The sequence below is a fragment of the Marinococcus tarijensis genome (assembly GCF_054971385.1).
The window spans coordinates 1-26,533 of sequence record NZ_JBQOJA010000021.1 but is presented as its reverse complement, the minus strand read 5'-3'; the positions used below and the strand labels follow the sequence as shown (position 1 = coordinate 26,533).

Genomic DNA, 26,533 nt, shown 5'->3' with positions numbered 1-26,533 from the left:
GCATGGCGAAAACGCAAGCCTTTGTGCTTGAAGATGGCGAAGTGATAGGGAAAAGCGTTCTGGATGGTTATGCCTTGAAAGGGCAAGAGGATGGTTCCAAACAGTTGCCTTCAGATCTATTTGCGGATGCGTACGGGCAACAGCAATTCATTGAGCCTTTATATAACCTCGAAGGATTAGCCCGATTATTGGAAATCAGTACCCCTCACTATCGAGCCTGTAAAACCAAAGCCCGGGATACTGCCGGCATTGGTTGGTTTTTAGAGCCTTCGCATGAAGATAAAGAAAATCCGAGCGAAAATGAAAAGTCCATGATTGAACAATTAATCAAGCGACCAAATCCAGAAGAGAGCTTTAGTGAGTTTGCGGAGAAAGTCGAAGTGGATTATGAGAGTACAGGCAATGGCTATATTGAGGTGGTGAGAGATCCAGACACTCGCCTGGTATCGCATTTATTGCATATCCCGGCTCATACGGTTCGGGTGCATTCCTCAGAAGTGCTGTATGCTCAACATCGCATGGGCAGGAGAGCATGGTTTAAGAAATTCGGTGAAGAACAAGATTATTACTTGGATTCAGGCAACGTGATCGAAAAACCGGATGAGGTGGATGAGAAAGATAAAGCCAATGAGATCTTACACCTTAAAAATTATACAAGCCGAAGCGATTATTACGGATTGCCCGATGTCATTCCCTCGTTAGATGCCTTAATCGGAGATCGGGAGAGACAGGAATATAATATTAGTTTCTTTGATAATCATGCGATCCCGGCCTATGCCGTCACGGTATCGGGAGCCGATCTGGATGAGGAAACGGAAAAACAGATTAAAAAATTCTTCCAGAGTGATGTAAAAAATAATAATCATTCTACCCTCGTTTTATCGGGGAAGAAAGACGAAGATGATCCTACGGAAGAACCCGTACAGTTTCAGTTTGAAGCCCTCAGTACAGATACCAAAGAAGCGAGTTTCCGGATGTTCCGGCAGGATAACCGTGATGAGATTCTATCGGCTCATGGTGTTCCTCCGTATCGTGCCGGAATTGTTGTGGAGGGGCAGTTAGGAGGATCATCAGCCCAAGAAACGACAGAGATCTATAAACAATCGGTGATTTCTCCCAAGCAAGAGCGATGGGAGAACTTGATCACTAATGCCATTATCGAGCAGGGGTTAGGGTGTAAAGATTGGGTGTTCCGATTAAATGATATTGATACCCGGGATTCTTCAGCCGAAGTCAGCCGATTTCAACGATTGGGCAATATGGGGGTCATTACGCCTAATGAGATCCGGGAAGCGATGGGCTATGAAAAATCCGATAACCCGGCGTTGGATGAGTTCTACTTTGCCGGAAAACCATTAGGGCAGACAGGAGCACCCGCCGGAGAAGGTGGGGGCGATCAAGCCTTAATGCAGTCCGTGAATAAGTTGCATCGAGATATTGTCCAGGTAGCGAAAGGACAAGATTCGGATGTGTAGGGCATGTGAGCCATCGAAAGCAGTGAAGATGGGTGAGAAAGTGGTGCAGTTTTTAGTCGATCATCACGAGTTGCCCGCCTTTAAGAAACAAGACGATAAGGTGAAGGAAGCCGAAGAACGGTTAGCCAATCGGTTGATTAACATGCAAGCCGGATTAGAGCAGGCTTTCATTGATGAACTGCGAACGAATGGATTACTCCCGGAGAATGATGAGGAACGAAAACGCCTGATTGCCCGGATCATGGATACTTCTTTCGAGAATATGAAGGAAGCCATCGTGGATGAGGGATTGGATATAGCTGAAGTCGGAAGGCAAATGACCTTTGATGATTTTGCTTCGCAGGGGTTGAGCCTTGAATTTACCTCGTTTTCCGAAGAAGTACGGGATGAACTGTACGACAAAATCTATGAGTTTTCCGATGATACGTTCAGCCGGATCAAAGGGGATTTTCGCAAAACCTTAGCCGAAGGATATGCCGAAGGGTTAGGGATCGATGATATTGCGGATGAGTTAGGCAAAGACTTTGATAATCTCCGAAATGGACGATTACAGACGATTGCCCGGACAGAGATTCAAGGAGCACAGAATGAGGGATCACATCGAACCATGCAGGAGCATAATGTGGAGTTCGAGCAATGGTTAACCGTCAATGATGATCGAGTGCGGGATGATGGCGAAGTGAGCCATGTGATCTTACATGGAGAGGTGGTTCGAGTGGGTGAAGCCTTCTCGAATGGCTTAATGTATCCGGGAGATCGTTCAGGCGTGATCGGGGAATGGATCAACTGCCGTTGCCGGGTTCGCCCTTACCTGCCGAAAGAGGATGAACACATTACATCAACACCGTATTTCCCTAATGCTGCTTAAAGGAGTGACCACAATGGCTCATGTATATAATCCAGAGGATGATAAGCATCAAAACAAGCAAGAGGTTGACCAATTAAAGAAGGAAAACGAAGCCATGTTTGCCTTCTCTGCCCTTCTCATAGAGAAATTAGGAGGGTCAGTGACCTTTACCCCGGAAGAACTTAAAAAACTCGATACAGCAAAGTCTATTAGCAAAGAAAAACAAGATGAGGGGAAGGTGAGGTACTATGTCGAATCAAAATAATCCGATGCAGGAGCTTATGGATACACTTGCTGAAGGGATTCGGAAGATCTGGCAGAGAATTAAACGAACCGTACGAGAGATCTACGACAGCGTATTTAGGGCAAAAAGAAAGAAGCAGGGGATTCGTTCAGAAGCATGGAGAAATGTTCGCAGACAAAGCCTGTATAAGCTACAACAGCATCGTGAGCCAAAGCATCTGCCCGTGATGAGCCGAAAACCTCATCGATTTGTGGCACGAAGTGATTGCTAAAGGAGCCTTTCATGAAGAAATGGCTCTTTTTTCTATATTCTGCAAAGGAGGTGAAAAAGAATGAATAAGACAGCAACACGTAAAGGAGGGAGTGACAGGATGGGCGAATTAACAGCCCCTATGGTGGCAAAGGATGATAGCAAGCGAGTGGTGTTAGGCCCGGTGCTTGTACCCGATGAGCCGGATTCCGATGATGATGTAGTCACCGCCGAAGAAATAGAGGAAGTGGCTCATAAATTCATGGAGGAATATGGCAACATCGATGTGCAACATTCCCTCAACAATGTAGGGAAAACCATTGAGAGTTATCTGGCTCCGATGGATATGGAATTTGAAAAAGATGGGCAAGTCGTGGAAGTACCGAAAGGCTCATGGATGATGGGTGTTCGGGTCACGAATGATAAGAGTTGGGAAGCCGTCAAAGATGGAAATCTCAATGGTTTTTCGATCATGGGTATTCCGAAATCCACGTTGAAATCCAAGTACAATAACAGCTTGAAGAATGCAGCGGATAATCATGCGGTGAAAGAACGCACGACCTTGAATGATATTGGTGACTTTGAAGTGAATGCAGTGTCATTGGTGGATGAGCCTGCGGTTCCTAAAGCGAAATGGGTCGCCATCAAGAGCAAAGGCCCTTCCAATGAAGTGATCCAGAAGGCGTTAGAAGGATCGATTGAGCAACGCCGGATGCTTGTGGAAGCCAAGATGGATGAGGTGTATTGGAATGACGAGCAGATGCCGATTGTGTACTCCGTATTAGAGGACACATTGGTGATGCAGGTCATTAACGAGGAATCGGTTCGGTTTGTTCAGGTCGAATACCGGATCACCGAGGATGGCGATGTGGAGTTTGTAGGGTCTCCCCAGGAAGTCCGGATTGAAGAAAACGTAATTCCAGTAACAAACCCGAGCAATCAACCGATTCAGCAAGCATCTACGCTTAACAGTCAAGGCACAAAGCCAGTAGTGTCGAGCAAAGCGATTACAGATGTTCTTAATCAGAGCGAAGAAGCTCAAAAGTCTGCAGAGCAGGATCAACAAAGTGGCATGAATATGTTTGAAAAAGCTCTAGCGAAAATGGGATTTGCTTCGAGCGAAAAAGCCGGAAGGCAGATCTCGGAATCGAGTTATCGCAAACTGAAAGAAGCAAAGAAAAACATTGATGAACTGTTTGAGCAAGCCCAGAATGAGCGATCAAACAAGTCAGCCCAGAAGGAGGAAGGCGACATGAATGAGGAAGAAACAAAGCAACTCATTGAGGATACGCTCGATGAACGCATGAAGCCGATTGGAGAGAAGCTAGAAGAAATCAGTGCTACTCTCAGCGGTGATGGCGAAGGAAATAACGAGGATGAAGGTAACGAGGAAGAAGATGAGGAAAACGGAGGATCTTCCGACAAAGGAAGCAAGAAAGGAAGTAGCCAAGAAACTGTTCCAAAATCGGAGTATGACGAAAAGGTTGAGGAATTGGAACGGTTAGCAAAAAAACGTGCACCACTTTCCAAACGTCTGGCCGGACAAGATGGTGGCGAGCCTTCCCAGAAGTCAGCCCCGGAACCAGCCAGAGATCCGTTTGGATATAAAAAATAAATAAGCCAGTAGCATAAGGGGGCGATGGCTAAAACATGAATGATTTTAGATGGAGGGTTCACATTGGATCAAAACCAAGAATTAATGCAGAGAATACAGGGAGCACTGAAAGCTATTCAAACGAGCGATCTCGGATCGAGTATCCTCGAAACGGAAAAACGTGATCGGTTCATTCAAACCGTTTCAAAGTCAACACGCATCCTTGATGATGCTCGCCAAATTACGATGAACAGCCATACGCACGACATTGATCGTGTCGGCTTTGCATCCCGTATCCTTCGAGCAGCTTCCGAAGGACAAAGCCCGGATGAGAAAAGTCAGCCGGATTTCAATACCAACACTCTGGAATCCAAAGAGTTGATTGCGATTGCCGGACTTACGGATTCTACTCTGGAAGATAATATTGAGAAAGAAGGCTTTGAAAATACCCTGCTTGCTCTTATTGCGGATCGTTCCGGGGTTGATCTGGAAGAACTATTTATTGCCGGAGACACTAGTAGCAGTGACAGCCTGCTTCGTGTAACCGATGGTTGGTTGAAGAAATCAGCAAATGAAGCAGATGTTTCCGAGGAAAGCGATCCATCGGATGTAGAGCAACTCTTTGATAAGATGATCGGTTCTGTTGATAAGAAGTATCTCCGTAACCGGGATGAGTGGAAACTCTATGTGCATTGGGATATTGAAGATGCGTACCGGAATCTCCTTCGTGATCGTGGTACTGGTCTGGGTGACAGTGCACAGACAGAAGCGAACCAACTAGCATACAAAGGATTCCGGATTGCCGATACGTCCAATATGCCAACCGGAAAGGCTCTCCTTGCCCCTACCACGAACCTTGTGTATGGCATGTATCGTGATATTCGCATTGAGCCGGATCGTCAAGCGAAGAGACGCCTGACCGACTTCGTGACCACTATGCGTGTCGATTGCCATTACGAAGATGAAAATGCTTCGGTAGTCGGCACAGGCTTTGAAGGTTAATAAGGGGGAAGCGATATGAAAACATTAGAGGTTATCAATCAAGGCAAGCAGGTTCGTAGTCGTCTGGGTAGACGGTTCGAGCCTGGAAAGCCCGTACAGGTGGAAGTCAGTAACCGAGAAGCCATCGTGCTCACAGCGGTGAAGGACTTGAAAACGCAGGTGATTGAGGAAGAAACCAAGGAAGAAAGAGAACAAGGTTCTAAGGAAGAAGGAGAGGAAGATCCCGAGGGAGAAGGAAATCCTTCTTCTCCGGATGCTTCTGAAACCGAGAAAGAACCGATCCAAGATCAAGTTGAAGCCATGCAAGCCCTTAACATTGAGGACTTTAAACAAGCCATCACAGACAAGGGCATGAGCGTGGAAAGTGCCATTGAGATCGAGCAAAATGGAAAGGCTCGCACGACCTTGTTGGAGGATCTGGAAGCCCAGAAGGAGCAATAAATCATGGGATTGTTTGAAGATCAAAAAATCACCGATGTTGTAACGGTCAAAGGCATTAAAGATCTTACCGGGGTCAGCACCGATGACTTTTATCTTGAAGATAAAGACGATCCCGAGGGCTATTTGGACCGAATGCTAGAGAAATGGATCGAGCAGATTGGTTCGCATGTGCATACGAGAGTAAAGAAAACGTTCGGCGAGGATGATACCGAGTATTTGGCAATGGTGGACATCATCGAGCGTACGGTGGCGAAAATGGTAGGCACAGCCCAACAGCAACGATCTTCCCCGATTATCCAAATGGATGATTATACGGTGGATGTGATTAATACCAGTGATGTGATTAAAGATCTGAAAAAAGAGTTGAGACCTTTCCGAAAGCGAAGGGTCTCCATTTTTTCGTCATTGGATGAATATGAAGGATAAGGAGGAAATATCATGCCAGTCGAAGCACCGAAAAACATCGGTAAAGGTGAAGGCGGTAACCGTGTAGCAAAACTGGAATCGGTTCTGCAAGAGTATGCAGATAAGATCAATGAGCTAGAGCAGCGAGTAGAGGAACTTGAAGGAGGAATTACCTCCTAACCGATTGAGGTGAGGGAGCATGGATATAGATTCTAGCGGAATCCGGAGCCTGTCAGACAAAGTACAGGAAGCCTTAGAGCATTCCCATGAATTATCGACACTGGAATTGTGGGGCAATCTCATGGAGAACTCTCCGCAAAATCATGGGCGATTAGCCGGGTCATGGAAGTATCAGCAACGGGGCTATTTGCACTCCGTTGTTGGCACATCCGTGGCGTATGCCTTGATTCAAAATGATGGGATCGATCCCTTTACTATTGTGCCGAAAAATGGCAAGGCATTGTACTGGCCGGGAGCCGATCATCCAGTGAAGAAAGTGGAACACCCTGGCTTTGCCGGGAGTAATTATATTGAGCAATCGATTAGTGAAGCCGAAGGCAGGCATGGGGATTTCATTCGTCAAGCATTACGAGGGGTGGACTTGATTTGAGCGAAAAGAAAAGCATGGTGGATTCTCTTCGAGATATACGACAGGGATTTCTCGATACGTTAAGAAATCATGAAACATTAGAAGAAGTGAAAGAAATTAATTATGGCAGGAAAGCCGATTTAAACAAACTGCGAACCCCTACTATTTGGATCTTACCCTCGGGTCACACACCGAACTTGCAGGGCATGAAAACGGAAGAACACGATTTCACTTTTACCTTTTTGATTCTCGTGAAATCGAATAAGCCGGAGGAAGGTTATGAGAAAGCACAGGATCTTTCCATGATGGTGTATGACGCATTAACCGAGGATCGGACATTAGGGGGAGCTGTTCATGACGTTCGCCCGGTGAATGTTGATCCGGCATATAGTGGGGGAGCAGATAACCCGCAACTCTATTGGAGTGCGGTGGATATGGCGTTTCGATTAAGAAGGAGGTAACAACAAATGGCAGAGATCACCAGATATGCGTCTTTTGCGGAAGAAACCGAGTTCGCCAAAGAAGCAGAAGGACAAAAGGAAACCCTTGATCCCGAATCGGCAGAGTTTGACCCTTCCGAAGAGGACAAATTGGTATATGAAGGCATGAGTGGCTTAGATCGCCTTGCCGGTCTGGGCATGTATATGACTGAGGGATCATTAAGTGTACCAGTCGATAAATATGTTGCTCCGTTTTTCTTTAAGTGGGCATTGGGCAACTATGAAGTAAGCGGAGATACGGGAGCATATACGCACACGTTCTCTCCAAGCACAGCCCCAACGATGCCAACCTTCACCTCATGGATCGGGAAAGACATTTTAGAGCATGTGTTTCTCGGCAATGCGGTAAGCACCATTGAAATCGAGGTTGAAGATGAATGGGCAAACATGAGTGTCGAAACCGTAGGCGTGAAAGACAAACGGGGAACGTTGCAGGAGGATGTGGACTTTACCGAGGGTAAAGTATATGCCTCTCATGAAACCACTCTCTCCAAAGGAGATACGGACATCACCGCCGATGTGCAATCCATGACTTTTTCTCTGGAAACCGGGGCATCGGCTGAGGATGGACAAGGCCCGGGTTCACGTTTTCCGAAAAAGATCTATCGAGGGGCGATGGTGGTTTCCCTCGAAACAACGCTCGGTTTCACTGATCCCCAAGAATTAATCAACTTCTGGGGCGATAGTGATGGACCTTCCGAAAACACGATGGAGGAAGCTGCTTATACGATTCATCTGGGCGAGGATATTGAAATTACTCTCCCAAGAGTGATCTATATGAGTGCGACACAGCCAGTCAGTGGTCGGGAGTTCATTGAACAGACCGTGAGTGTTCGAGCATTGATCGATACGGATGCCGGGAACGAAGGACCAGTTATTGTCAGCGTTACGAACGATAAAGAAAGCTATGATGTGGAAACGATTAACGGAAGCACTTCAGCATAAATCAAAAATCATGGAGCTAAGAGAAGATCTCTTTGCTCCTTTTTTAATTCTACTAGGAGGGTTCATATTGGCACGTTTAACGAAAGAACTATTACAGGGAGCAAAAGCAAAGAAAGACATTACGGTGAAGTTCCAGGGCGAGGATATGACCTTGACGGTACGCCCATTAACAGGACCGGAATCCGGCGAAGTGGAAGCGAAAGCCCAAGAAGGCAACGAAATGAAAGGGAAGCCGGGGCGTAATGGAAAAATGGAGCAATCAATGAGCATCGATATTAGTAAAAACACCGTGGCTCGCCGGGAATCAGATATGATTGCGTGTGCGTACGGCATGATCGATCCAGAAATGACGTTGAAAGAAGTAAAAGAAACGCTCACGAACGATCTGATTCAACAGATTGCAGGGGAGATTAAAGAGCTTTCGGGGATCTCCAATAAGCAGGAGGTAGAACGATTTCGCTCTGAACAATCCGGAGACCAAGGAGGAAACGCAGAACCTCTTCATCTTGATGAAGGAGGTGGGGATACAGCCGAGCGAGTATCTGGCGATGAATCCCCTGCAACGGGAGAGCTTAATCCATCGAGTGAATGAAGATTTAGATAAGCGGAAGAAAGAGCAAGACGAGCAACGCAAGAAAAATGGTAAAAGAAGTAGCAAACCTTCGGGGGGCAGGTCTGGTAATAAAACAGCTCGCCGGAGGTGAGGATAAATGGCAGGAAACACCGTTGAAATAACGGTTCGAGGAAATGACGAAGCATCAAGTGTATTCGATCAGATCAGTAATAATGCAGACCAAGCATTTAGTAATGCTCAATCCTCTGCAGAACAGGCAAATCAAGCCATTAGCGAAGCCCCTGTGTATGAGGTTGATACGAGCCAAGCGGAAGCATCTTTTGCTTCGGCTGAATCTACGGTGGCGGATGCCAATAGTACCGTGGAGCAATCCTCCGTTTGGCTTGTGGACACCTCTATGGGGGAATCTGCTTTGGATTCAGCGACTTCCTATGCTTCAGAAGCCAATCAAACATTGGAATCTGAAACATCATGGAATATTGATACGTCTGGGGCAGAGAGTTCTTTGAGTTCGGTGGCATCGTCAGCAGAGGAAGTACAGAGTGCCACCAGCCAAGCATCATCAGAAACGGGAAATTTCCAGAGCAGTGCCGGCGGTTTAGGTGGCGTTGCAGATAATTGGAAAGGCATCACTGTTGCTTCTGCCGGAGCAGGAGCCGGGATTGAAGCCATGAGTAGGCAACAAGCCGATCTCACTTCTCAAACTGACCGAGTAGCGAGAGCCATCGGAGAATCTAGTGGCTCGATGAGGGATCTAGCAGCGGACACGCAAAATGCGACCTTTCCGATTGAAGAAGTCACTGGACTTTTTGAGATCGGGTCACAGCAAGGGCTGAAATCAGCAGAAGATCTACAGAAATATGCAAACACCTGGGATATGGTTGGCGATGCGACCGGGCTTAATTCTAATGAATTAGCAAAGGGAAGCGTAGCTTTAGAACAAGTTGGCGTTTCAGCAGGAAATGAAGAACAAGCATTAGATGCTTTTGGTTATATCACCCAACAGACCAGTCAAGACGTTGGCGAGTTCATGAATACCGTGGATAAAGTCGGCCCTGAAATGAATGATCTGGGCTTTAGTGTCAATGATGCGGCGGGATTGCTCGGCTATATGGAGCAAGAAATGGGATTAACCGGGAGAACCGCCCGGCAGGAATTACGACAAGGGATTAATGATGCCGATGGGGATCTCGGAACCTTCCTCGACACGATGGGGTTGAGTGAAGAAGAATTTAATAGCCTTAGTGGGGATGTCGAAGGGTTCTCTAATGTCATCGAGGATAATGCTCAAGACGTAGCTGATAATACCACGGTTATGGAAAAGCTAACTTCCAAAGCTGAAGAATTGCAATACCAGTATGGTCCACTGATTCAGGGGGCATCGCAGTTCTCCGTAGCCATGATTGCTCTCGGCCCTGCCATCAAAGGGGCGACTGTGGCGATTCGGGGCATGAACATGGCAATGTTGGCAAGCCCGTGGGTTCTGATACCTGCCGCCATAGCAGCAGTCGTTACAGCCATTATTTTATTATGGAATAACGTGGAAGGCTTCCGGAATTTTGTTACCGGGGCATGGGAGAAGATCAAAGAGGTAACTTCCCAAGTCTGGAACAGTGTCAAAGAAACCCTCATGGGGATATGGCAGACCATACAGGAAGAAGGCGAAGCCTTATGGTCAACCTTGCAAGAAGCCTTTCAAGCGGGCGTAGATGGGATTAAAGCCATTATTGATTTCTTTGTAGAACAAGCGAAAGAAATATGGTCGATGTGGGGCGACAATATTCTGTCGATCCTTGAAACCACATGGAATACGATCACTACGGTTATTGATAATGCGATTCAGATTATCTCGAACACGATTCAATTAGTCCTCAATGTCATTATGGGCAACTGGGGCGAAGCGTGGGAAAACATCAAAGCGATTGGTGAATCGGTGTGGAATATCATCAAGCAATCGCTGAAACAGCTTTGGAACTCGATTAAAAACATCTTTCAGATGGGATGGACATTCCTGCAAGAATTGTGGTCGATGATCTGGGATTGGATCGGGGATTACGTTTCCCAAGCATGGAACAGCATTAAGGAATTTATCTCTAGCGGAATTGAAGCGGTGCAGAATTTCATTTCTAATGGAATGAACCGGGTGCAGGAGATCTTTAGTAGCATCTGGAATGGCATCGTTAGCTTCATTACAGGCATCTGGAACGGTATCCAGTCCACAGCGAACACCGTATTTAATGCGATCGTAAATACGATCCAAAGCATCTGGAATCAAGCAATGTCGAATGTGCAGAGCATTTGGAATGGCATTAAATCCTTCCTTTCTAGCATCTGGAATGGATTGAAAACTATTGCGTCTACGGCGTTTAATTTGCTGATTACCGTGGTGCAGAATGTCTGGAATACCATACAAAATGTCACCTCTACCGTTTGGAATGCGATCAAAACGGTGTTGCAGGGCATCTGGAATGGCTTTGTCACGTTGGCAACGTCTATTTTTCAAGGCATTTTATCAGCGATTCAAGCGGTCTGGACTGGCATCCAAACAGCAACATCAGCCGTATGGAATACGATCCAAAGTGTTCTTACGGGCATTTGGAATGGGTTGAAGTCGTTAGCATCCTCAGCCTTCAATGCGTTGAAAAATGCGATCCAAGCTGTTTGGACAGGCATCCAGACAGCCACACAGACCGTTTGGAATACGATTAAGAGCGTCCTCACGGGCATCTGGAATGGATTCACTTCGTTGGCATCGTCAGCCTTTAACCGTATCCAAAATGCAATCTCTACGGTTTGGAATGCGATACAATCTGTAACACAAACGGTCTGGAACACGATTAAGTCGGTAGTGCAGGGCATTTGGAATGGATTTATCTCGATGGCAACTAGCATCTTTCAGAGTATCCGTTCAGTAATCGAAACGGTTTGGAATGGCATCCAATCAGCTTCCACAGCAGTATGGAATACGATTAAATCAGTGCTTGTCGGAGTTTGGAATAGCTTTAAGGCAATCGCTCAAACTGCTTTCAATGGCATCAAGACAGCGATCACAACGATTTGGTCTACCATCCAATCAGTTACACAAGCAACTTGGAATGCCATCGTTAGTGCGATTCAGGCGATCTGGAATGGATTGATTAGCACAGCGACTTCGATCTTTAACAGCGTCAAAAATGCGATTACTACGGTTTGGAATACGGTGCAAAGCGTGTCACAAAACACCTGGAACACCATTAAATCAGCGATTTCTTCAGTGATTTCAGCGATCTCTAGCGTGATTTCAAGCACGTTTAATGCGATACAGAGCACCATTAGCACGATCTGGAATGCCATTAAGAGTGTTTCCAATTCGGTCTGGAATAGCATCCGCACTGCCATCCGTAGCATTGTAAGTGGCATTTTGAGTGCGATTAGCAACACCTTCCAGACCATCCAAAGCACGATCTCAACGATTTGGAACACGATTCAGAGTGTTTCTTCTTCGGTCTGGAATGCGATCCAGAGTGCGATCCAAAGCATTATCTCTAGCATCTCATCAGCGATTTCAAGTACCTTTAATGCGATCCAAAGCACTGTGTCTACCATCTGGAATGCGATTAAAAGCGTGTCCTCATCGGTATGGAATGCCATTCAGAGTGCCATACAGAGCATTATATCGAGCATTTCCTCAGCTATTTCTAGTACGTTCAATGCGATCCAAAGTACCATTTCTAGCATTTGGAATAGTGTGCAGAGCGTCACTTCTTCGATCTGGGATGGCATCATGAGTACGATTACAAGCGTGATCGATACGATCTCTAGCTCGGTTTCGAGTACCTTTGATTCAATCCTATCCACCATTACGAGCGTATGGGATAGCATTTCTAGTGCTACCTCGGACGTATGGGATGGCATTACTTCTACGGTCAAAGGAGCGATCAATGGCATTATTGGTGCAATCAATGGAATGCTTAGTGGCATTGGCAATATCAGCATTGATCTTCCAAGCCTTCCGGATTGGGTTCCCGGAGATATGGGTGGTGGATCTATTGGATTCCCAAGCCCTCCGAAAATACCGAAGCTACACAGTGGCGGTACGTATCGAGCACCTACGGCCGGAGGGGAAGGACTTGCGTTGCTTCGTGATGGGGAGGAAGTTATTACTCCGGAACAAATTGCTGAAGCCAAACGGTCCAGAAATGAAGCAAGTGGAAATAACAACGATGCGTTAGCCCAGAAGTTGGATCGTTTGATTGAGATCATGAGCAAAATGATGGGCAAATCGGCTCCGTTGATTCATATTGCAGAGTTTAATGGAGCAGAGCAGGATATTGAAGAACTTGCCGAACGATTGAAGGAACTGCAAGACGAAGATAAAGCAGCGAGAGGGGGATGATGAAAGATGGCAGAGGAAGTCACCGTTACCTTTAACGAAGAATATGTATTAAATGACGATATGGTAGTGGGGGAGATCACAAGACATGTGATTCCCCCTCGTACTATCAACACGCAAGAGATCCCCCTCCAAGGTGGTGAGCAATTTGTTAATGTCAAAGATGATACGTTGGAGATCTCCATAGAGGTCACCATCGATGCCCCGGATTATGAAGCCTTCCAAGAAAAATTAGATGCTATTGGTGAAAAATTAGGATCAGACCAACCTAAACGATTGCAGTTCAGCGATGAACGAGGATTCTATATGGCGATCCTCACCGGAAATACGGAATATGCACAGGGCAGACCGTTGGGCGAAGTGACGTTAACGTTTCTTTGCCCTCGGCCTTACCGATATGGAGAGGAACAAACACAAACATTGACGGGATCGGGAGGGGTCATCAACCGAGAAGGACGAAAAAAGGTGTCTCCTGTTTTTGATGTGACGTTTCAAGAAGCCACGGATCGGTTTCGTATCCGTAAAGCAAGCACAGGCGAACAGATCATCGTAGAGTATGATTTCACAGCCGATTCTGTCATGACCATTGACGCAGGGAAACGTGAAATTGATATTGATGGGGATGCTCGGCATGACCGATTCAGCATCGAAGAAACCACGTTTTTCAAGTTAGATAAAGAAACCGAGTTAGATATTCCCTCGGCAGGCGTAGACAGCGTTGATGTTCGGTATCGTGGGAGGTGGTAAGCATGCCAGATGGAATGATTTATGTATTTGATGAGGAAGAACGATTAAATACGATATTAGCCCATTCCGATGAGGAAGATGGGGATGCGGTATTCTGGGATGCTTCTGTCACCAGAGATTTAGAAGGCAAATATAATTTTGAATTTAAAACGAACAAACGGGGCGAACATTTAGATTTCATGACCAGTGGCTATAAGGTGGGAATCTTTGATCGAGACAGCCGGTTTCAAGTGTTCGATATTATCAGCCCGGAAGATACCCGGACAAGCCGAAGAAATTTAACAGTGAAGGCTCGGCATATTTTTCATGAATTGCTTGATGCTCCCCGGATCATGGATAAGCGACCTACCGATACCTCGCTCGAAGAAGCATTAATTCAATGCTTGGAAGATGTGCCGAATTGGAAAGTACGAAACGTAGCCAATACCTTAGGCACAAACAGCGATACCCTCTACCGGATCAACCCTCTTAAAGGGGCACAGACGATACGAGATACCTGGGGAAGCGAGTTAAATTATTATGTTGAGCTTCAAGGAGGACAAATCGGAGATCGGGTCATGGAAGCTCCTGAACGGTTAGGAGAAAACCGGGGAGCCATGATTGAGATTGGTCAAAATGCCAGTGAGATTAACCGGAAAGTGGATCGTAAAGGATTGAAAACAGCCATGTATGCGTTCGGAAAAGGTGAAAAATCCGGCGATGGATATGGAAGACGTATCACGATTGCGGATGCTTCGTTTAATACCGATAATGGCGATCCATTTGATAAACCAGAGGGGCAGATATATGTCGCTGACGAAGAAGCCCGACAACGGTTTGGGCGATTAGTGAATGGAGAAAAGGTGCATCGGTTTGGGGATTATGAAGATGAGCAAGAGAATGATCCCGAAGCCTTAGCCGAAGCAGCATGGGAAGCATTGCAAAAAGCGAACACGCCGAATGTCACCTATGAATGCGAAGCCATTGATTTAGAAAACAAGACCGATGAGTTTGGGGAACGGTATCGGGCGTATGTATTCCGATTAGGGGATGACGTAGCAGTGATGGATACCGTTTTCAAACCTCATATGCGTGTGCAAGCCCGGATCATTAAAGAAGAAGATCCGTTCCCGTATGGGCAGAGTGGCGAAAAACGGAAACTCACCCTCGGGAATTTCAAGCCGAAGATCACCGAAGATGAACGACTGGATCGGATCTCGGAGATCATCGGGGATAAATATGGACAATGGGAGGATAAAGTTTCGCCCGGGGATGATATTAAAACCTCATGGTTACAGGGGAATATCGATACCCTGAACAATGAAATTGAAAGTACCAATGGCTATGTCTATATGACGGATCAAGATGGGTTATCGATCTATGATAAACCGAGAGAGGAAAACCCTACGCAAGTGATTAACCTCAAAGGGGGAGCCTTGCGAGTTGCCAACAGCAAAGATCGGTTTGGCAATTGGGAGTTTTCCACCTTTGGTACAGGCGAAGGATTTACGGCTGAGTTATTAAATTCGGGAGAGATCTTAACCGAACTCATTCGGATCGTAGGCGATACGTATTTCTTTTGGGATGATAAAAATATTGTGCTTGCGGATCCAGATAACTCGCAGAAGCAATTACGCATTGGCCTGTATGATGATGAGAACTATGGCATTGGTTTCACGACAAACGGTGGTCGCACATGGAGACAGAGCATTGGCTTCGATGGCATCCAGATCACCCCGGAAGCTAGTTATAGTGAAGGGTATAATCCTCGGGAAAATGAAGAAGCTGCTTTTGAAGGAATCGGGGTGGATTATGGGGGCAATCCTCCGACCTTTACTCGGGCAAGTGAAGCCTACGATTATGATGTGAATCACTTTGCCGAAGGAGAGCCTGTCTTTGCTCATGGTGGGATCTTGTTACAACACGCCACAGAGAATCAACTTCGAGGACCGGAATTTGCGGAACTCGGGGATGAGGATGATCCTATAAGCGGAGGGGCAGACGAAGAAGGAACAACCAGTGATGGTGGGCAAGATGATTCGGATTCTTCCTATCAAGAAGAAAAAGGGGATGAGCCGGAAAGCACTGAACCGAGCCGAATTGAATCAGACGATAACATTATGGGATGGACGAGAGGAAACTGGTATGGTTCAACGAACCGAAACCGAGTGGAAGGTATCTCTCCTTACTCAAAATATTGTTTACGGTTTGAACGGTGGAACAGGCAAGAGAGTTCAACATCCTCGATTTATTCCTGGGGGATGGAAGTCGAAGGGGGCGAAATTTATTCGCTCTCTTTTTATGTCTATGCCCCACGAAATGATAAATGTCGGGTGAGTTTTCGGGATAGCACGAACCTCGAACACTTTTACCGGGATTTTGTCGGCACAGGCCGATGGGAACGCATGGAGTTCTATCAACGGTTGCCGGAGAGTTGCTCGGAAGCCCGGGTGTATATCTTTAACAACGATAAAAACAATCGGATTCATTATTATTCTAATGTCTTTTTCGGCAAAGGTTATCCTTGCCCCTATGTAAGCGGAGAACGAGATAAGGATCTTTTAACGATTGGAGCCGATCATGTCTTTCGCCGAAACAAAGGGTGCATCGAGTTGAAAGGGGTCGTTCCTCGGAATCTGGAACAAACCCTATTCAACATGATTATTGATGAGGAATTGACCGAAGGGGAAGAACCGAATCGGTTTTTATTACGGTTGACCGAAGAAGGAGAAGCCCATGTGCAATTCGGTGATACAGACAATACCATTACGAGTGATAAAAAGCAGATCAGAGCCAATAGACCGTTTCAAATTGCTATTAATTGGAGCGATGAACGTTCGCAATGGGAGCTTTGGTTGAATGGAAAACGAGTAAATAGCCGAAAATTCATCGAGCCAGAAGTATTCCCGGATGATGTAGAAATCAACGAAGATCATGTGTTGATCTTGCAGGATCTACGCATTAGTAAAAAGGCAAGGCCGGATAACGAATTACAGCAAGGAGGCGATCACGTATATGTGGGAAACGCTACGCATATTAGACGAAGAGGATATGAAACCGTTGATCCTGCTTCCGATGGAGAAGAATAAAGATTGGTTACAGGAGCAATTAGCAACAGAAGCCATTCTTATTACCGAGACATCTGAAGCACCAAGTGAAGTATTCCGTACCATTCATATTCAAGCAGAAGAAGGTTCTGGCATCCAATTAGGAGGTCGGGATCTTGTTTTACGTCAGAGAATGAACGAAACACTGACCGCAGAGGGATTTGATGTTTCGCTGTTAGAAGGAGAAGAACTCTATAATAGTGAAGCACCATCGGCTTTCTGCAATGATAATGAACGGGGCAAAGGGGTATTCATCGGAGTAGAACAAAGTATCCTTGATGAAGCCGACAGTTCGTTTCTCGAAGCCTTAGACAATGCGTTGGATCTTGTCATTCCAGAGGAAACCGAAGGGGAATTTATTACCGATGCCGAAACATGGCGAGATTGGCATGAAAAACATTTCTCTGACCAAGACTCTTATTTAACGTACGATGGGGAACGTCCGGCACGTTTAGATCCCGGCGATGAGGGCGAAGAAGTTCAAAAGCTGAATGAAAATCTCGAACGAGCAAATATGATTCATCATGAAAATACAGGATTTGTTGGCACAAACCTTATACCGAATACTACATTAACCGAGGGCTATGATCTCAATGGTACAAGTAGCGGTGATACTACGTATCGCCATGTGATAACGGATGAGATCGAAGCCGGGGAGTATACGATTTCCTTCAATGATTTTGAAACAGACATGCGTGTGCGTCTGGTGGATAAGGATGGGGAAGATGTCAATGATTCGTATAATGCTCCCTCTCCTATTACCTTTCAACTGGACGAAGCCACTCCCTTGTATATCAATTTTCGGACAGCCGACAGCCAAGATCTCGGCACTACTGCATATACCGTAGAGGATATACAACTGAAAGTCGAAACGGGAGATCAAGCAACCGCATGGATACAAGCCGTAGAGGATTTCTCCGATCAATATGATACCGCAGTAGAGGATGCTGTTTATTCTTTCCAAGAGGAACATGATTTATATGTCGATGGGATTGCCGGAGAGGAAACGATGGGCAAACTCATGGAGATTATCACGACTAATGGCGAAGGGATCAATCTGGATGAGACCAATTACATGGCCTTCCAGGTTCCCGAACGAGAAGAATTAGAAGATATACACACGATGGGTCTTGGCATGGAGCGTCAGGATCTTTTTGATGTAGCAGTGATTATGGCGAAGTATCGAGATAAACGATGGAACTGGCAGTTTCAGATCTATAAAGATACCGAAACCGAAGAACAGTTTGCCATGCTTCATGAAATCAATGATGAGAATGCTTTAGGATGGGGAACGTTCGCATGGCATACCAACCCTACGTATAACTGGTGTCTGGATTGTGTTCACACCTATCAAAATATTAATACAAGCCTGTTAGGGGCAAGGCTCTTTGCATGGTACAAAGGGCATCGGTGGTTTATGAATGGCACAGACAAATTGAATCTGCCGGAAGATCAAGACAATTACGGTCGCACATGGCGATCCGATTGTGCCAGAAACGATTGGAATCCTTTTCATGCGTTCGTATCAGCCGGAACCCGGCAGGATCTTCTTATTATCGAACCTCATGGATTTGGATGGGATTATTCGGGGAGAAGTAAAGAAAATTATGTTCCTCATGTGCTTTCAGATAGTGACACAGCATACAGCAAATTGGCTCAACAGTTTGCCGAATATCTTACTGAGGAAGGCATCGAAACCTTTTATTATGATGATACGCAATGGCAGGATCTCGGGGCACAGACGAACCGACAGGGGCATTGGACAAATGCTCGAATGGAAAGTCTCGGGATCTTTCAACATTGGGAATTGGAATCGCATATACGGTGGAATCGGGATGAACCCGACAAAACTGATGCTGAAATTTTAGATCGAAATGCTGAAATCTTTGGCGATGGATTAGCCGAGATTTATGGAGAGCCAGAAGAAAATATCATGCGGTTTAATACGTTAGCAGCGAAGGAGCCGATGGTTTCTCCCCAGGTCATCACGTATGCCATGACAGCCCGGTTTCAAGATGGGGATACGAATCACCTTGATATAACCTTTAATATGCCCGTAGAACGGCTTGCCCCGGTGAAAGAATGGGAAACAGACCAATATTTAAGCATTCAGAGTGCCGAGATTAAAGATGCCGGGTATCGGGTCGAATGCCAAGTAACAGGAAGCGTTCGTGCTAGACCTCACCGCATCGTTCCAAAAGGCGAAGATGCATGGGGAAGGGAGATCTACCCGGAACCTGTGTATGCCGAAGGAATCTCGGGTGATGAGGTATGGAGTGGCGAAGATAATTTATCCGAAATGGATTACCGCCCGTATCCTACCTTTCCTACGAGATCTGTCTTTGACACCGTAGGCATTAATGGATCAAATTTCACTCGCACGAAACGGTTTCACCCTCGACTGCCCCATCAGCGGAATGGAGCAGTTATGATGGTGCGGAAACGTTCTCCTTATTCGCAATGGACATGGCAGGGGGTAACTCTCCCAGAAGCTTTAACCGATGAGGGTTGGTTCCGTACCTATGTGTATTTTCCGAAGGATCATCAGCAACGGGCATCGAATATGATTTTCGGGCGGTTAATGGTCAACGAGGACAATCTCGATGGGATTCGCTTGTACCTATCCAGTGAACAAGATGAGGAATATGGCGACAGGTATTATCTCCGTATTAATGATGGGCAGGAATTTACGCAATATCCAAGTGAGGCCCGTTTAGAGTTAGGGCGTTGGCACTGTGTAGAAATCGGCATGAAAGGGATAGGAACAACCGAAGGTGTCTCGGAACTATGGCTCAATGGAGAAAAAATCGGAGAGTTAGCGAATGATTATACGGGGATTCCAGAACTCACCTTTTCTCGGGTGGGAGTGTCTTTCGTTTCCGTAGTGGATGAACGGTATGAGTTTTATATGGATGGCGTAAAGATCGGCAAAAGCCGATTCGGAACGGATGAACAGATTGATCGGATCATGCCACCGATGCCAAATTATATCCAAGAAGAACAATGGAACATTGGTCGATTCTTTTTAAGTATACCTGTTCATTATTCTGGCTTGGATGTGCGAGTAAGGGCAAGAGTATACAACGATGAAGGGCAAGAGATTGATAGCTTTGTATCTAGTTATCAACCGCAAGGACAAGGCAATGTCGAAGTCGCCTTTTCGCAAAATATCCCTTCCAATGCAGAAATGTATGTAGATGCTACGGATGGCGAGATATGGTCTAGTGTGTATCGGTTCGATGTGTTCAATGTTGTTTCTACTGGAAGGAATGCTCAAGATAAAAACACCACGTATGTCATGCACTTTGATGATGAGCTTTCTTATGGTGAGGGTGTGCGTCAAGGCAGTAATTCTATTCTGGATGATTGGAAATATGCCGGAACAACAAACTTAAATGGTAAAGTCATTGCCACAGAAACCATTTTAACGGAATCCCTGAACGTATTGGCTCGGGAACGAGTAAATAATTTCACTCGTACCGGAACCGATGAGGGATGGACCGAAACAACAGAAGATACCGATTTTGTGATTTGGGAATCTAATTCCCGGGATGCCGATGTAGCTAGAGTTCGTACCGATGGGGATGGAGGGATCGAATCTAATTTATTTATGGTCGATCCGAATACCACGTATGAAATAGCTTGTTCATTATGGTGTGACCACCCGGATGGCAAACGGCAGGTAGAAATTAAATTTTATGATGCCAATAAGGATCTGTTAAGCAGCTATGAATCCTATGACCCGGAGAACCGAGAAATAGGCGATAAAAAAGATCCGTTCTATCTGTTTGAGCAAGAAGGATCGTTGACAGGGATTGCTCGGGGCAATTATATGAAACTGGTCACCTATTTTGTTTCCAGTGAAGTCGATAGTGATGATACAGCAGAAGTTCCGATGGGAGAGAACTCCGGGGATTATGCGGTCATGCCTTACCGAGCGAGATATGCTCAACTTATTTTTCACAGCATCGAAAACAGTGGAAATGAAAGTGATTTTTATATCTATTCTCCTACGGTTCATAATGTGAATGCCGGAACGTTTCATGCTAAACAGGTAACCGCCGGAAAGTTCTCGGCAGATCGGTTGGATGTATTAGCCAAAAACAAAATTAATAATTTCACGAAAACCGGCGAGGACACCGGCTGGAGCGTGTCAACCAGTAATGATGATGGCACAATGGAGCTTATTGAAGATGATTCGGAACGAAATGGAGCAACTCTCATGCGATTGCAATCAGATGGTGATCTGGATGTATGGAGTGAATACTTTGAAGTTGATCCTTCCACTACGCATAAGCTCAATGTGAATATCAAATGTGAAGCCGAGGATGGCAGTCGCCGGGTCGGTATCATCTTTTATGATAAAAACGAAGAACAAATTGGAAACATCTCTCGGTGGTCACCTGCTGAACGTGGGGGCGATGGTGGATTCACTGATACTAGCCCAAGTTATCCGTATTTTGTCCGTCACAGTGGGCCTTTGTCTGATCTCGATGATAGCCGGGATGATGGATGGATTCACGTAGAAGCCATTTTCGCTCAATCAGATCTGACAAATCCCGATGAAATGCCTTATGGCATGAATGCCCGGTGGAACTTCGTCATGCCGGACAATGCTCGATATGCCCGTATTCGGTTTTTAAGCCGAAGTAATGGAGGAACACAAAGCAATTTCCTCATTCATTCTCCTGTCATTGAAAACACTGATGATGGATATGTACGAGCGAACAAAGTCAAAACAGGTGAATTGCAAATCGGTGGGGAAGGCGAAGGAAACGCTTCGTTAGGTCTATATGATAATGAAGGCGATCAAGTTGCCGAAATGACTGCCAAGAAACGGGGCTTTCGCCGATTAACGATTGAAGATTTGGAATCGGAATCAGTAGTCAATGTTAAGCGATATAACCAAGATTATTATGTGGATGTAAACGATGGCAGTGATGATGAAAACGATGGCGAGAGCCGAGATAGCCCGGTGCAACAGATCATGCAGATCGTCAGAAATCTTCCTCGTTATTTAGAGCGAAACGTGGCTATCAATGTATTAAGTACGGATAAGTTATATGAGTTATTAGATATACGTGGCTTCATGGGTCCAGGCAGTCTAACGATCAATCTAAACGACAGCCCGTTACAGGGCGGGGTGAACATCTGGAACTGTAACTTGAATTTTGAGGTGAACGATAGTGAGGTTATTGACGACCGAGCCAATGGAAGTGCTACGGTTTGGACCAATAGGTCTTTAACCACTCGGCTAAATAATGTCATGATTCAAACCAGAGGGCAACGCCAATATGGATTCCGAAATGATCTCGGCACAGTCGTTCTGGATGGGGTCGAAACGTATGGAGCTGAAAGAGGATTAAGCAACTTCTATGGTGGACAAATGAGCGTTATCGGCGACTGCAAAGGTTTAGCCAGTGATTATGGTATTTATAACTATGGTGGTTCAGTCTATGGGGAAGGAACAGCCCCGGATGGGGAAACTGCAATGAGTTATACGCACTTCGGCGGTTGGTATGAAGAATTGCATGAGCCAGATCCGGGCGATGCGACGAAGCCAGAGCCGGATGAAATCAAACGTAGCTTTGAGCCAACTGATTCTAATTCATGGCGTGATCGTTATTCTAGCGGTTGGAGAGCCAATGACGATGTGTATCAAGGTGAATGGAATAATCATGGCTTGCATACCGGATTTTGGTTCTTTGGCGGTGAGGTATCGGATCAGCTAGAAGGAAGAACCATTAAGAGTGCTCGGATTCGTGCGAAAAGACAGGACTATCATGGGTATTCTTCTCCCGTCACTGTCGTTTTCCGTACGCACACCACCGAAGACAAACCGAGTGGAACCAGTGAACCATGGACAAGTTCTTCCTATGTCACCGCCGACTTTGACCGGGATCAAAGCAAATGGGTCGAACTGGATGCAGCGATGATAAGTAACCTCGAAAACGGGCATGAGGGGATTGCGATTTACACCAGTTATACCAGTTCCGATAGGTATGCCATCATGCACCCGGATCTCTTATTAGAAGTCGTGATTGATAACACGTAAAGGAGTGAAGCCATGAAAGTCGTTATTCTTGAACACAATTACCGTACCGTTCGAGAGGTCAAAAATAATGTGAACGTCAAGCAAAGTGATGGGGTTAATATTCATGGTTCAGGGATCTCCATGAAAGGGATCAAACGCCCGTTCCATGTGTTCCTGGATGATATGGATGTGCAGGTAGGAGATCACCTATCAGCAGAACAAAAAGATCAATGCATCCGAGAGCAAATTGATGATCCTTCCGATGGCAATATCAAAGAACGATTAAAGAAATTAGAAGCCATGTTGGAAGAAAGATAGAAGGAAAGAAAGCAAGAATACGATCCAAGCCTTTCCCTACCATGGGAGGGGCTTTTTATATAGATAACTTTGGATAAGGAGGTGAAATCATGAAAAATCAAGAAGGATACGGTTCCCTTTGGGAAGCAATCAAAAACCATGAGCAATATGATCGTATGCGAAGCATCATTCTTTTCGTCAGTGCGATTATCGCTTCGGGGAAAAATCTGCTTTCGGCGTTTTTTGGGGTGGATGTTTCAAGCAATCAGCTAGATGCCACCGCCGATTTCATTTTAGCAGTGTTGATTGTCATAGCAGCGTACAAAAATAACTATATTGGCAAGAAAGGATCAAGCCAACTGCGGTTATTAGAGAGAGCGAAATTGCAGTAGGATCTCCCTCTCGGAAAGGGGGTGGGCAGGATGTAACCATAATGGGGGTCAATTTGGCACGTTTATCATGGAGGTGGAAGCGTGCCAGAGGAAAAGGAGAGAGCTGTGGCAGAGGTTAGTTTAGAACAAATATTTACGGAGGTTCGGCAAACGCACGATGGCATGAAAGACGTACAAAACGATGTAAAGAATCTACGGGATGATATTCAGCGAGTAGATAATGACCACAAAGAAGATATTGCAGATCTGCAGAACCAGATTAATGAGTGGAAAAAGAAGCAGGAGAATCAAAAGAAAGAATCCAAACGAAATTTAATCGCCACTGTCAGTGCGTTTTCTGTCTTGCTATCTCCCTTTATTACGTTCGTGCTACGAATCATGATTTAATAGAATCAAGGAGGAATGAATATGTATAGAGAATTACCACAGCTAGTAGACGTCCGAGGTGACATTGCGAGAAATGGATCTTACGACAAACGAGATTGGAGTGTTATCACTGATATAGCGAGACACCATTCTGCTGAAGATGCCGGGGATGCATTTGCCTATGCCAATTATCATGTGCATAATCTCGGATGGCCGAGCGTTGGCTATCATTTTGTCATTACAAAAGATGGAACGATTCAATGGGCAAATAGTGTCGAACGGATCACTTATGGTGTAGGACAGCATAACACGCCTATTATTAATGTTTGTGTAGTTGGAAACGGATCATTTACCGATGAACAAGAACAATCTTTCTATGATCTCTATGAAGCTCTCGTGGACACCGATGGGTTAAACATCCAACGATTAAAAGGGCATAATGAATATTCTGGACACTCGCACAATGCTTGCCCAGGGATCAATATGGATCAAGTTCGCAAAGCAATGGAAGAAAGTCATCCCGTAGGTGGAAAAATTGAAGGGTCTGGCTCCTGGGAAGGTCAGTTGCTAGAAAAAGGCGACAATGGAGAAGCAGTGGAAGATCTGCAAGAGCAATTGCTTGAAGTAGGTGAAGCCCTTCCCGAATATGGAGCCGATGGCGATTATGGCGAAGAAACTGCTTGTGCGGTGAAATCGTTCCAGAGTGAGCATGATTTATCGGTGGATGGAATAGCAGGACCGGAAACTTTTGAAGCGATGGAAGAAGCGTTAGTTGTTGGACAACTGGCACTGGTCGTAGCCGAATCGGTCAATGTTCGCAAAGAACCAAAACTTGATGATGATAGCGTGGTAGCCGGACAGGTGCATGAAGGAGAAGCCTTTACGATTGTCGGCGTTGTTCAGCCGGAAGATTCAGATACACCAATGTTTGAATTGAAATCCGGGTTGTTTATCACTACGTACGAAAAGTACGTTGAAGTTGCGTAATTAGAAAGAAAGAAACCAAGAAAGGAAGAATGAAAGATGGCTTTAGATATGAGAAAGAAAAGCATCAAAAAAATCGTGGGCTATATTGTGCCGGTACTTGCTACCGGCATTGGTTCTTTTTTCGGTCTGGATAGTACCACGGAATTAGAGACTGCCTTAGCCGGGATTATCTCTGGGGTAATTACGATCCTCGGGATTTTCGGGGTGATTGATAGCAACGATGAAACAGAAAAAGAAAAAGCAAAAAGAGAACGGAAAGAAGCCATTCAACGAGCAAAAGGGTAATATGGCGAATGATCGAGGGAGAGAAATCTCCCTCTTTTTTATATGATATTTATCATATTAATAGTTATGTTATAGTATGGATAATATAAACTTCGGCTTCAGTAATGAAGCCCAACACTAAAATATTTTGGTTTCATGAAGAAACCCTACCAGGAGAGCGAATGTTTCGCTCTCTTCATTAATTACATAGGTATTAATAAGGCGACTTCCAATGGGAGCTCGTCTTTGTTTTGTATATGCTACAAATTTTCCGTGACAAAGGGCTTACCAATGATTAATATAAAGTTATGTTTTACCATCTATTCAATTTTTAGGAGGTCGTGTCTTTTGTCTGTACGTACAATCTTACAAGAACTGGTTGAGGAAAATGATGTAATAGCTGAACACTTTCGGGAAGCTAATCAGCTATGGGATAGCATTTGGGAAAGTAGCGATAGTGACACGGTGGAAGGATTAGCCAGAAAGATCAGTGATAAACAACTTACCTTTGAATCACGCTGTGGAGGGCGACATTTAGGGCAGTCCATCATGGTCGCTTCTGGTTACGGCAGATTTTATTCTATTCAAACAGGCGTAGAAGATGAAGCAGGATTAATCAAGCTAAGTCAAGCCTTCGCAAAAAGCCATGTGAGTGTAGAAGTTGCAGCAGGAGCAAGGGAAATGGACCAATTATATTATGTAGAAGAATTATAAAACCGAGCCTAAGCTCGGTTTTTTTGCTAGAAATTCGTTTTTAAAAGTCAAGTTTAAAACAAGAAATTTCTTCATATCTTGTATGTTGAATTATCCACGATAGATCTATAAAGTAGAGGTATGGCAATTAAATAACAAACTCAAAGGTGGTTGGCACACCCCACGGAAAGGGGGTGATGCCGGAATGCTAATTGATGCAGTAACCGTAGCAGCTTCGATTCTGACAGCGATCTATGCAAGCATCATGTTGGCAGATCACTTTAAGCATAAAAAATAACCACCTTTGAGTTCTTTGGCAGGAACAAGGTGATTATTTTTCCATCTTTGTAGCCAACCCCTTTGAAGGGTCGTTATTTGTTGCCAGGGCCGAACGTATGGGGATGCGTTCGGTCTTTTTTGATATATGCGC

General features: G+C 45.3%; 23 protein-coding genes. All 23 read left to right on the top strand.

The window, feature by feature from the left end; genetic code table 11:
- The first annotated feature begins 188 nt into the window (after positions 1 to 188).
- The 23 genes from ACTTK7_RS12030 to ACTTK7_RS11920 all read left to right on the top strand — a co-directional run bounded on the left by ACTTK7_RS12030 (position 189) and on the right by ACTTK7_RS11920 (position 26,124).
- Entirely contained in the window at positions 189 to 1,475 is a 1,287-nt protein-coding gene (locus ACTTK7_RS12030) for a phage portal protein (protein WP_462868323.1), read from the top strand.
- The gene (locus ACTTK7_RS12025; RefSeq protein ID WP_462868322.1) at positions 1,468 to 2,343 is read left to right on the top strand and encodes a phage head morphogenesis protein; all 876 of its coding nucleotides are present in this window, start codon (positions 1,468 to 1,470) and stop codon (positions 2,341 to 2,343) included. Before ACTTK7_RS12030 ends, ACTTK7_RS12025 begins: the two co-directional genes overlap by 8 nt.
- 13 nt (positions 2,344 to 2,356) lie before the next feature.
- Entirely contained in the window at positions 2,357 to 2,587 is a 231-nt protein-coding gene (locus ACTTK7_RS12020; RefSeq protein ID WP_462868321.1) for a hypothetical protein, read from the top strand.
- Positions 2,571 to 2,837 (top strand): hypothetical protein, encoded by a 267-nt coding sequence (locus tag ACTTK7_RS12015; RefSeq protein ID WP_462868320.1) that lies wholly within the window; start codon positions 2,571 to 2,573, stop codon positions 2,835 to 2,837. Before ACTTK7_RS12020 ends, ACTTK7_RS12015 begins: the two co-directional genes overlap by 17 nt.
- 60 nt (positions 2,838 to 2,897) lie before the next feature.
- Positions 2,898 to 4,430, top strand: coding sequence for an XkdF-like putative serine protease domain-containing protein (locus ACTTK7_RS12010; RefSeq protein ID WP_462868319.1), 1,533 nt, complete (start codon positions 2,898 to 2,900; stop codon positions 4,428 to 4,430).
- 63 nt (positions 4,431 to 4,493) lie between these two features.
- Complete coding sequence (locus ACTTK7_RS12005; protein WP_462868318.1) at positions 4,494 to 5,411, top strand: phage major capsid protein; 918 nt, start codon at positions 4,494 to 4,496, stop codon at positions 5,409 to 5,411.
- 15 nt (positions 5,412 to 5,426) lie between these two features.
- Positions 5,427 to 5,852, top strand: coding sequence for a hypothetical protein (locus tag ACTTK7_RS12000; protein WP_462868317.1), 426 nt, complete (start codon positions 5,427 to 5,429; stop codon positions 5,850 to 5,852).
- Between the two features lie 3 nt (positions 5,853 to 5,855).
- Positions 5,856 to 6,278 (top strand): hypothetical protein, encoded by a 423-nt coding sequence (locus tag ACTTK7_RS11995; protein ID WP_462868316.1) that lies wholly within the window; start codon positions 5,856 to 5,858, stop codon positions 6,276 to 6,278.
- A gap of 12 nt (positions 6,279 to 6,290) precedes the next feature.
- Positions 6,291 to 6,437 carry a hypothetical protein gene (locus ACTTK7_RS11990; RefSeq protein WP_462868315.1) on the top strand — a complete coding sequence of 49 codons (147 nt, stop codon included), beginning with the start codon at positions 6,291 to 6,293 and terminating at the stop codon, positions 6,435 to 6,437.
- Positions 6,438 to 6,456: 19 nt separating this feature from the next.
- On the top strand, positions 6,457 to 6,867 hold the full coding sequence (locus ACTTK7_RS11985) for an HK97 gp10 family phage protein (protein WP_462868314.1): 411 nt from the start codon (positions 6,457 to 6,459) through the stop codon (positions 6,865 to 6,867).
- On the top strand, positions 6,864 to 7,307 hold the full coding sequence (locus ACTTK7_RS11980) for a hypothetical protein (protein WP_462868313.1): 444 nt from the start codon (positions 6,864 to 6,866) through the stop codon (positions 7,305 to 7,307). Before ACTTK7_RS11985 ends, ACTTK7_RS11980 begins: the two co-directional genes overlap by 4 nt.
- A gap of 6 nt (positions 7,308 to 7,313) precedes the next feature.
- The gene (locus ACTTK7_RS11975; RefSeq protein ID WP_462868312.1) at positions 7,314 to 8,291 is read left to right on the top strand and encodes a phage tail tube protein; all 978 of its coding nucleotides are present in this window, start codon (positions 7,314 to 7,316) and stop codon (positions 8,289 to 8,291) included.
- Between the two features lie 67 nt (positions 8,292 to 8,358).
- Entirely contained in the window at positions 8,359 to 8,883 is a 525-nt protein-coding gene (locus tag ACTTK7_RS11970; protein WP_462868311.1) for a hypothetical protein, read from the top strand.
- Between the two features lie 118 nt (positions 8,884 to 9,001).
- Positions 9,002 to 13,240 (top strand): phage tail tape measure protein, encoded by a 4,239-nt coding sequence (locus ACTTK7_RS11965; protein ID WP_462868310.1) that lies wholly within the window; start codon positions 9,002 to 9,004, stop codon positions 13,238 to 13,240.
- Positions 13,241 to 13,246: 6 nt separating this feature from the next.
- A complete protein-coding gene (locus ACTTK7_RS11960) occupies positions 13,247 to 13,984 on the top strand; it encodes a distal tail protein Dit (protein WP_462868309.1) in 738 nt (245 codons plus the stop codon).
- Between the two features lie 2 nt (positions 13,985 to 13,986).
- On the top strand, positions 13,987 to 17,052 hold the full coding sequence (locus ACTTK7_RS11955) for a phage tail spike protein (RefSeq protein WP_462868308.1): 3,066 nt from the start codon (positions 13,987 to 13,989) through the stop codon (positions 17,050 to 17,052).
- Positions 16,979 to 23,125 (top strand): peptidoglycan-binding protein, encoded by a 6,147-nt coding sequence (locus ACTTK7_RS11950; protein WP_462868307.1) that lies wholly within the window; start codon positions 16,979 to 16,981, stop codon positions 23,123 to 23,125. The genes ACTTK7_RS11955 and ACTTK7_RS11950 overlap by 74 nt, the downstream gene beginning before the upstream one ends.
- 12 nt (positions 23,126 to 23,137) lie before the next feature.
- A complete protein-coding gene (locus ACTTK7_RS11945; RefSeq protein ID WP_462868306.1) occupies positions 23,138 to 23,422 on the top strand; it encodes a hypothetical protein in 285 nt (94 codons plus the stop codon).
- Positions 23,423 to 23,511: 89 nt separating this feature from the next.
- On the top strand, positions 23,512 to 23,793 hold the full coding sequence (locus ACTTK7_RS11940) for a phage holin (RefSeq protein ID WP_462868305.1): 282 nt from the start codon (positions 23,512 to 23,514) through the stop codon (positions 23,791 to 23,793).
- Positions 23,794 to 23,874: 81 nt separating this feature from the next.
- Complete coding sequence (locus ACTTK7_RS11935; RefSeq protein ID WP_462868304.1) at positions 23,875 to 24,180, top strand: hypothetical protein; 306 nt, start codon at positions 23,875 to 23,877, stop codon at positions 24,178 to 24,180.
- A 21-nt stretch (positions 24,181 to 24,201) separates the two neighbouring features.
- The gene (locus ACTTK7_RS11930; RefSeq protein WP_462868303.1) at positions 24,202 to 25,146 is read left to right on the top strand and encodes a peptidoglycan recognition protein family protein; all 945 of its coding nucleotides are present in this window, start codon (positions 24,202 to 24,204) and stop codon (positions 25,144 to 25,146) included.
- Positions 25,147 to 25,182: 36 nt separating this feature from the next.
- The gene (locus ACTTK7_RS11925; RefSeq protein WP_462868302.1) at positions 25,183 to 25,431 is read left to right on the top strand and encodes a hypothetical protein; all 249 of its coding nucleotides are present in this window, start codon (positions 25,183 to 25,185) and stop codon (positions 25,429 to 25,431) included.
- Between the two features lie 327 nt (positions 25,432 to 25,758).
- A complete protein-coding gene (locus ACTTK7_RS11920; protein WP_462868301.1) occupies positions 25,759 to 26,124 on the top strand; it encodes a hypothetical protein in 366 nt (121 codons plus the stop codon).
- Positions 26,125 to 26,533: the final 409 nt, after the last annotated feature.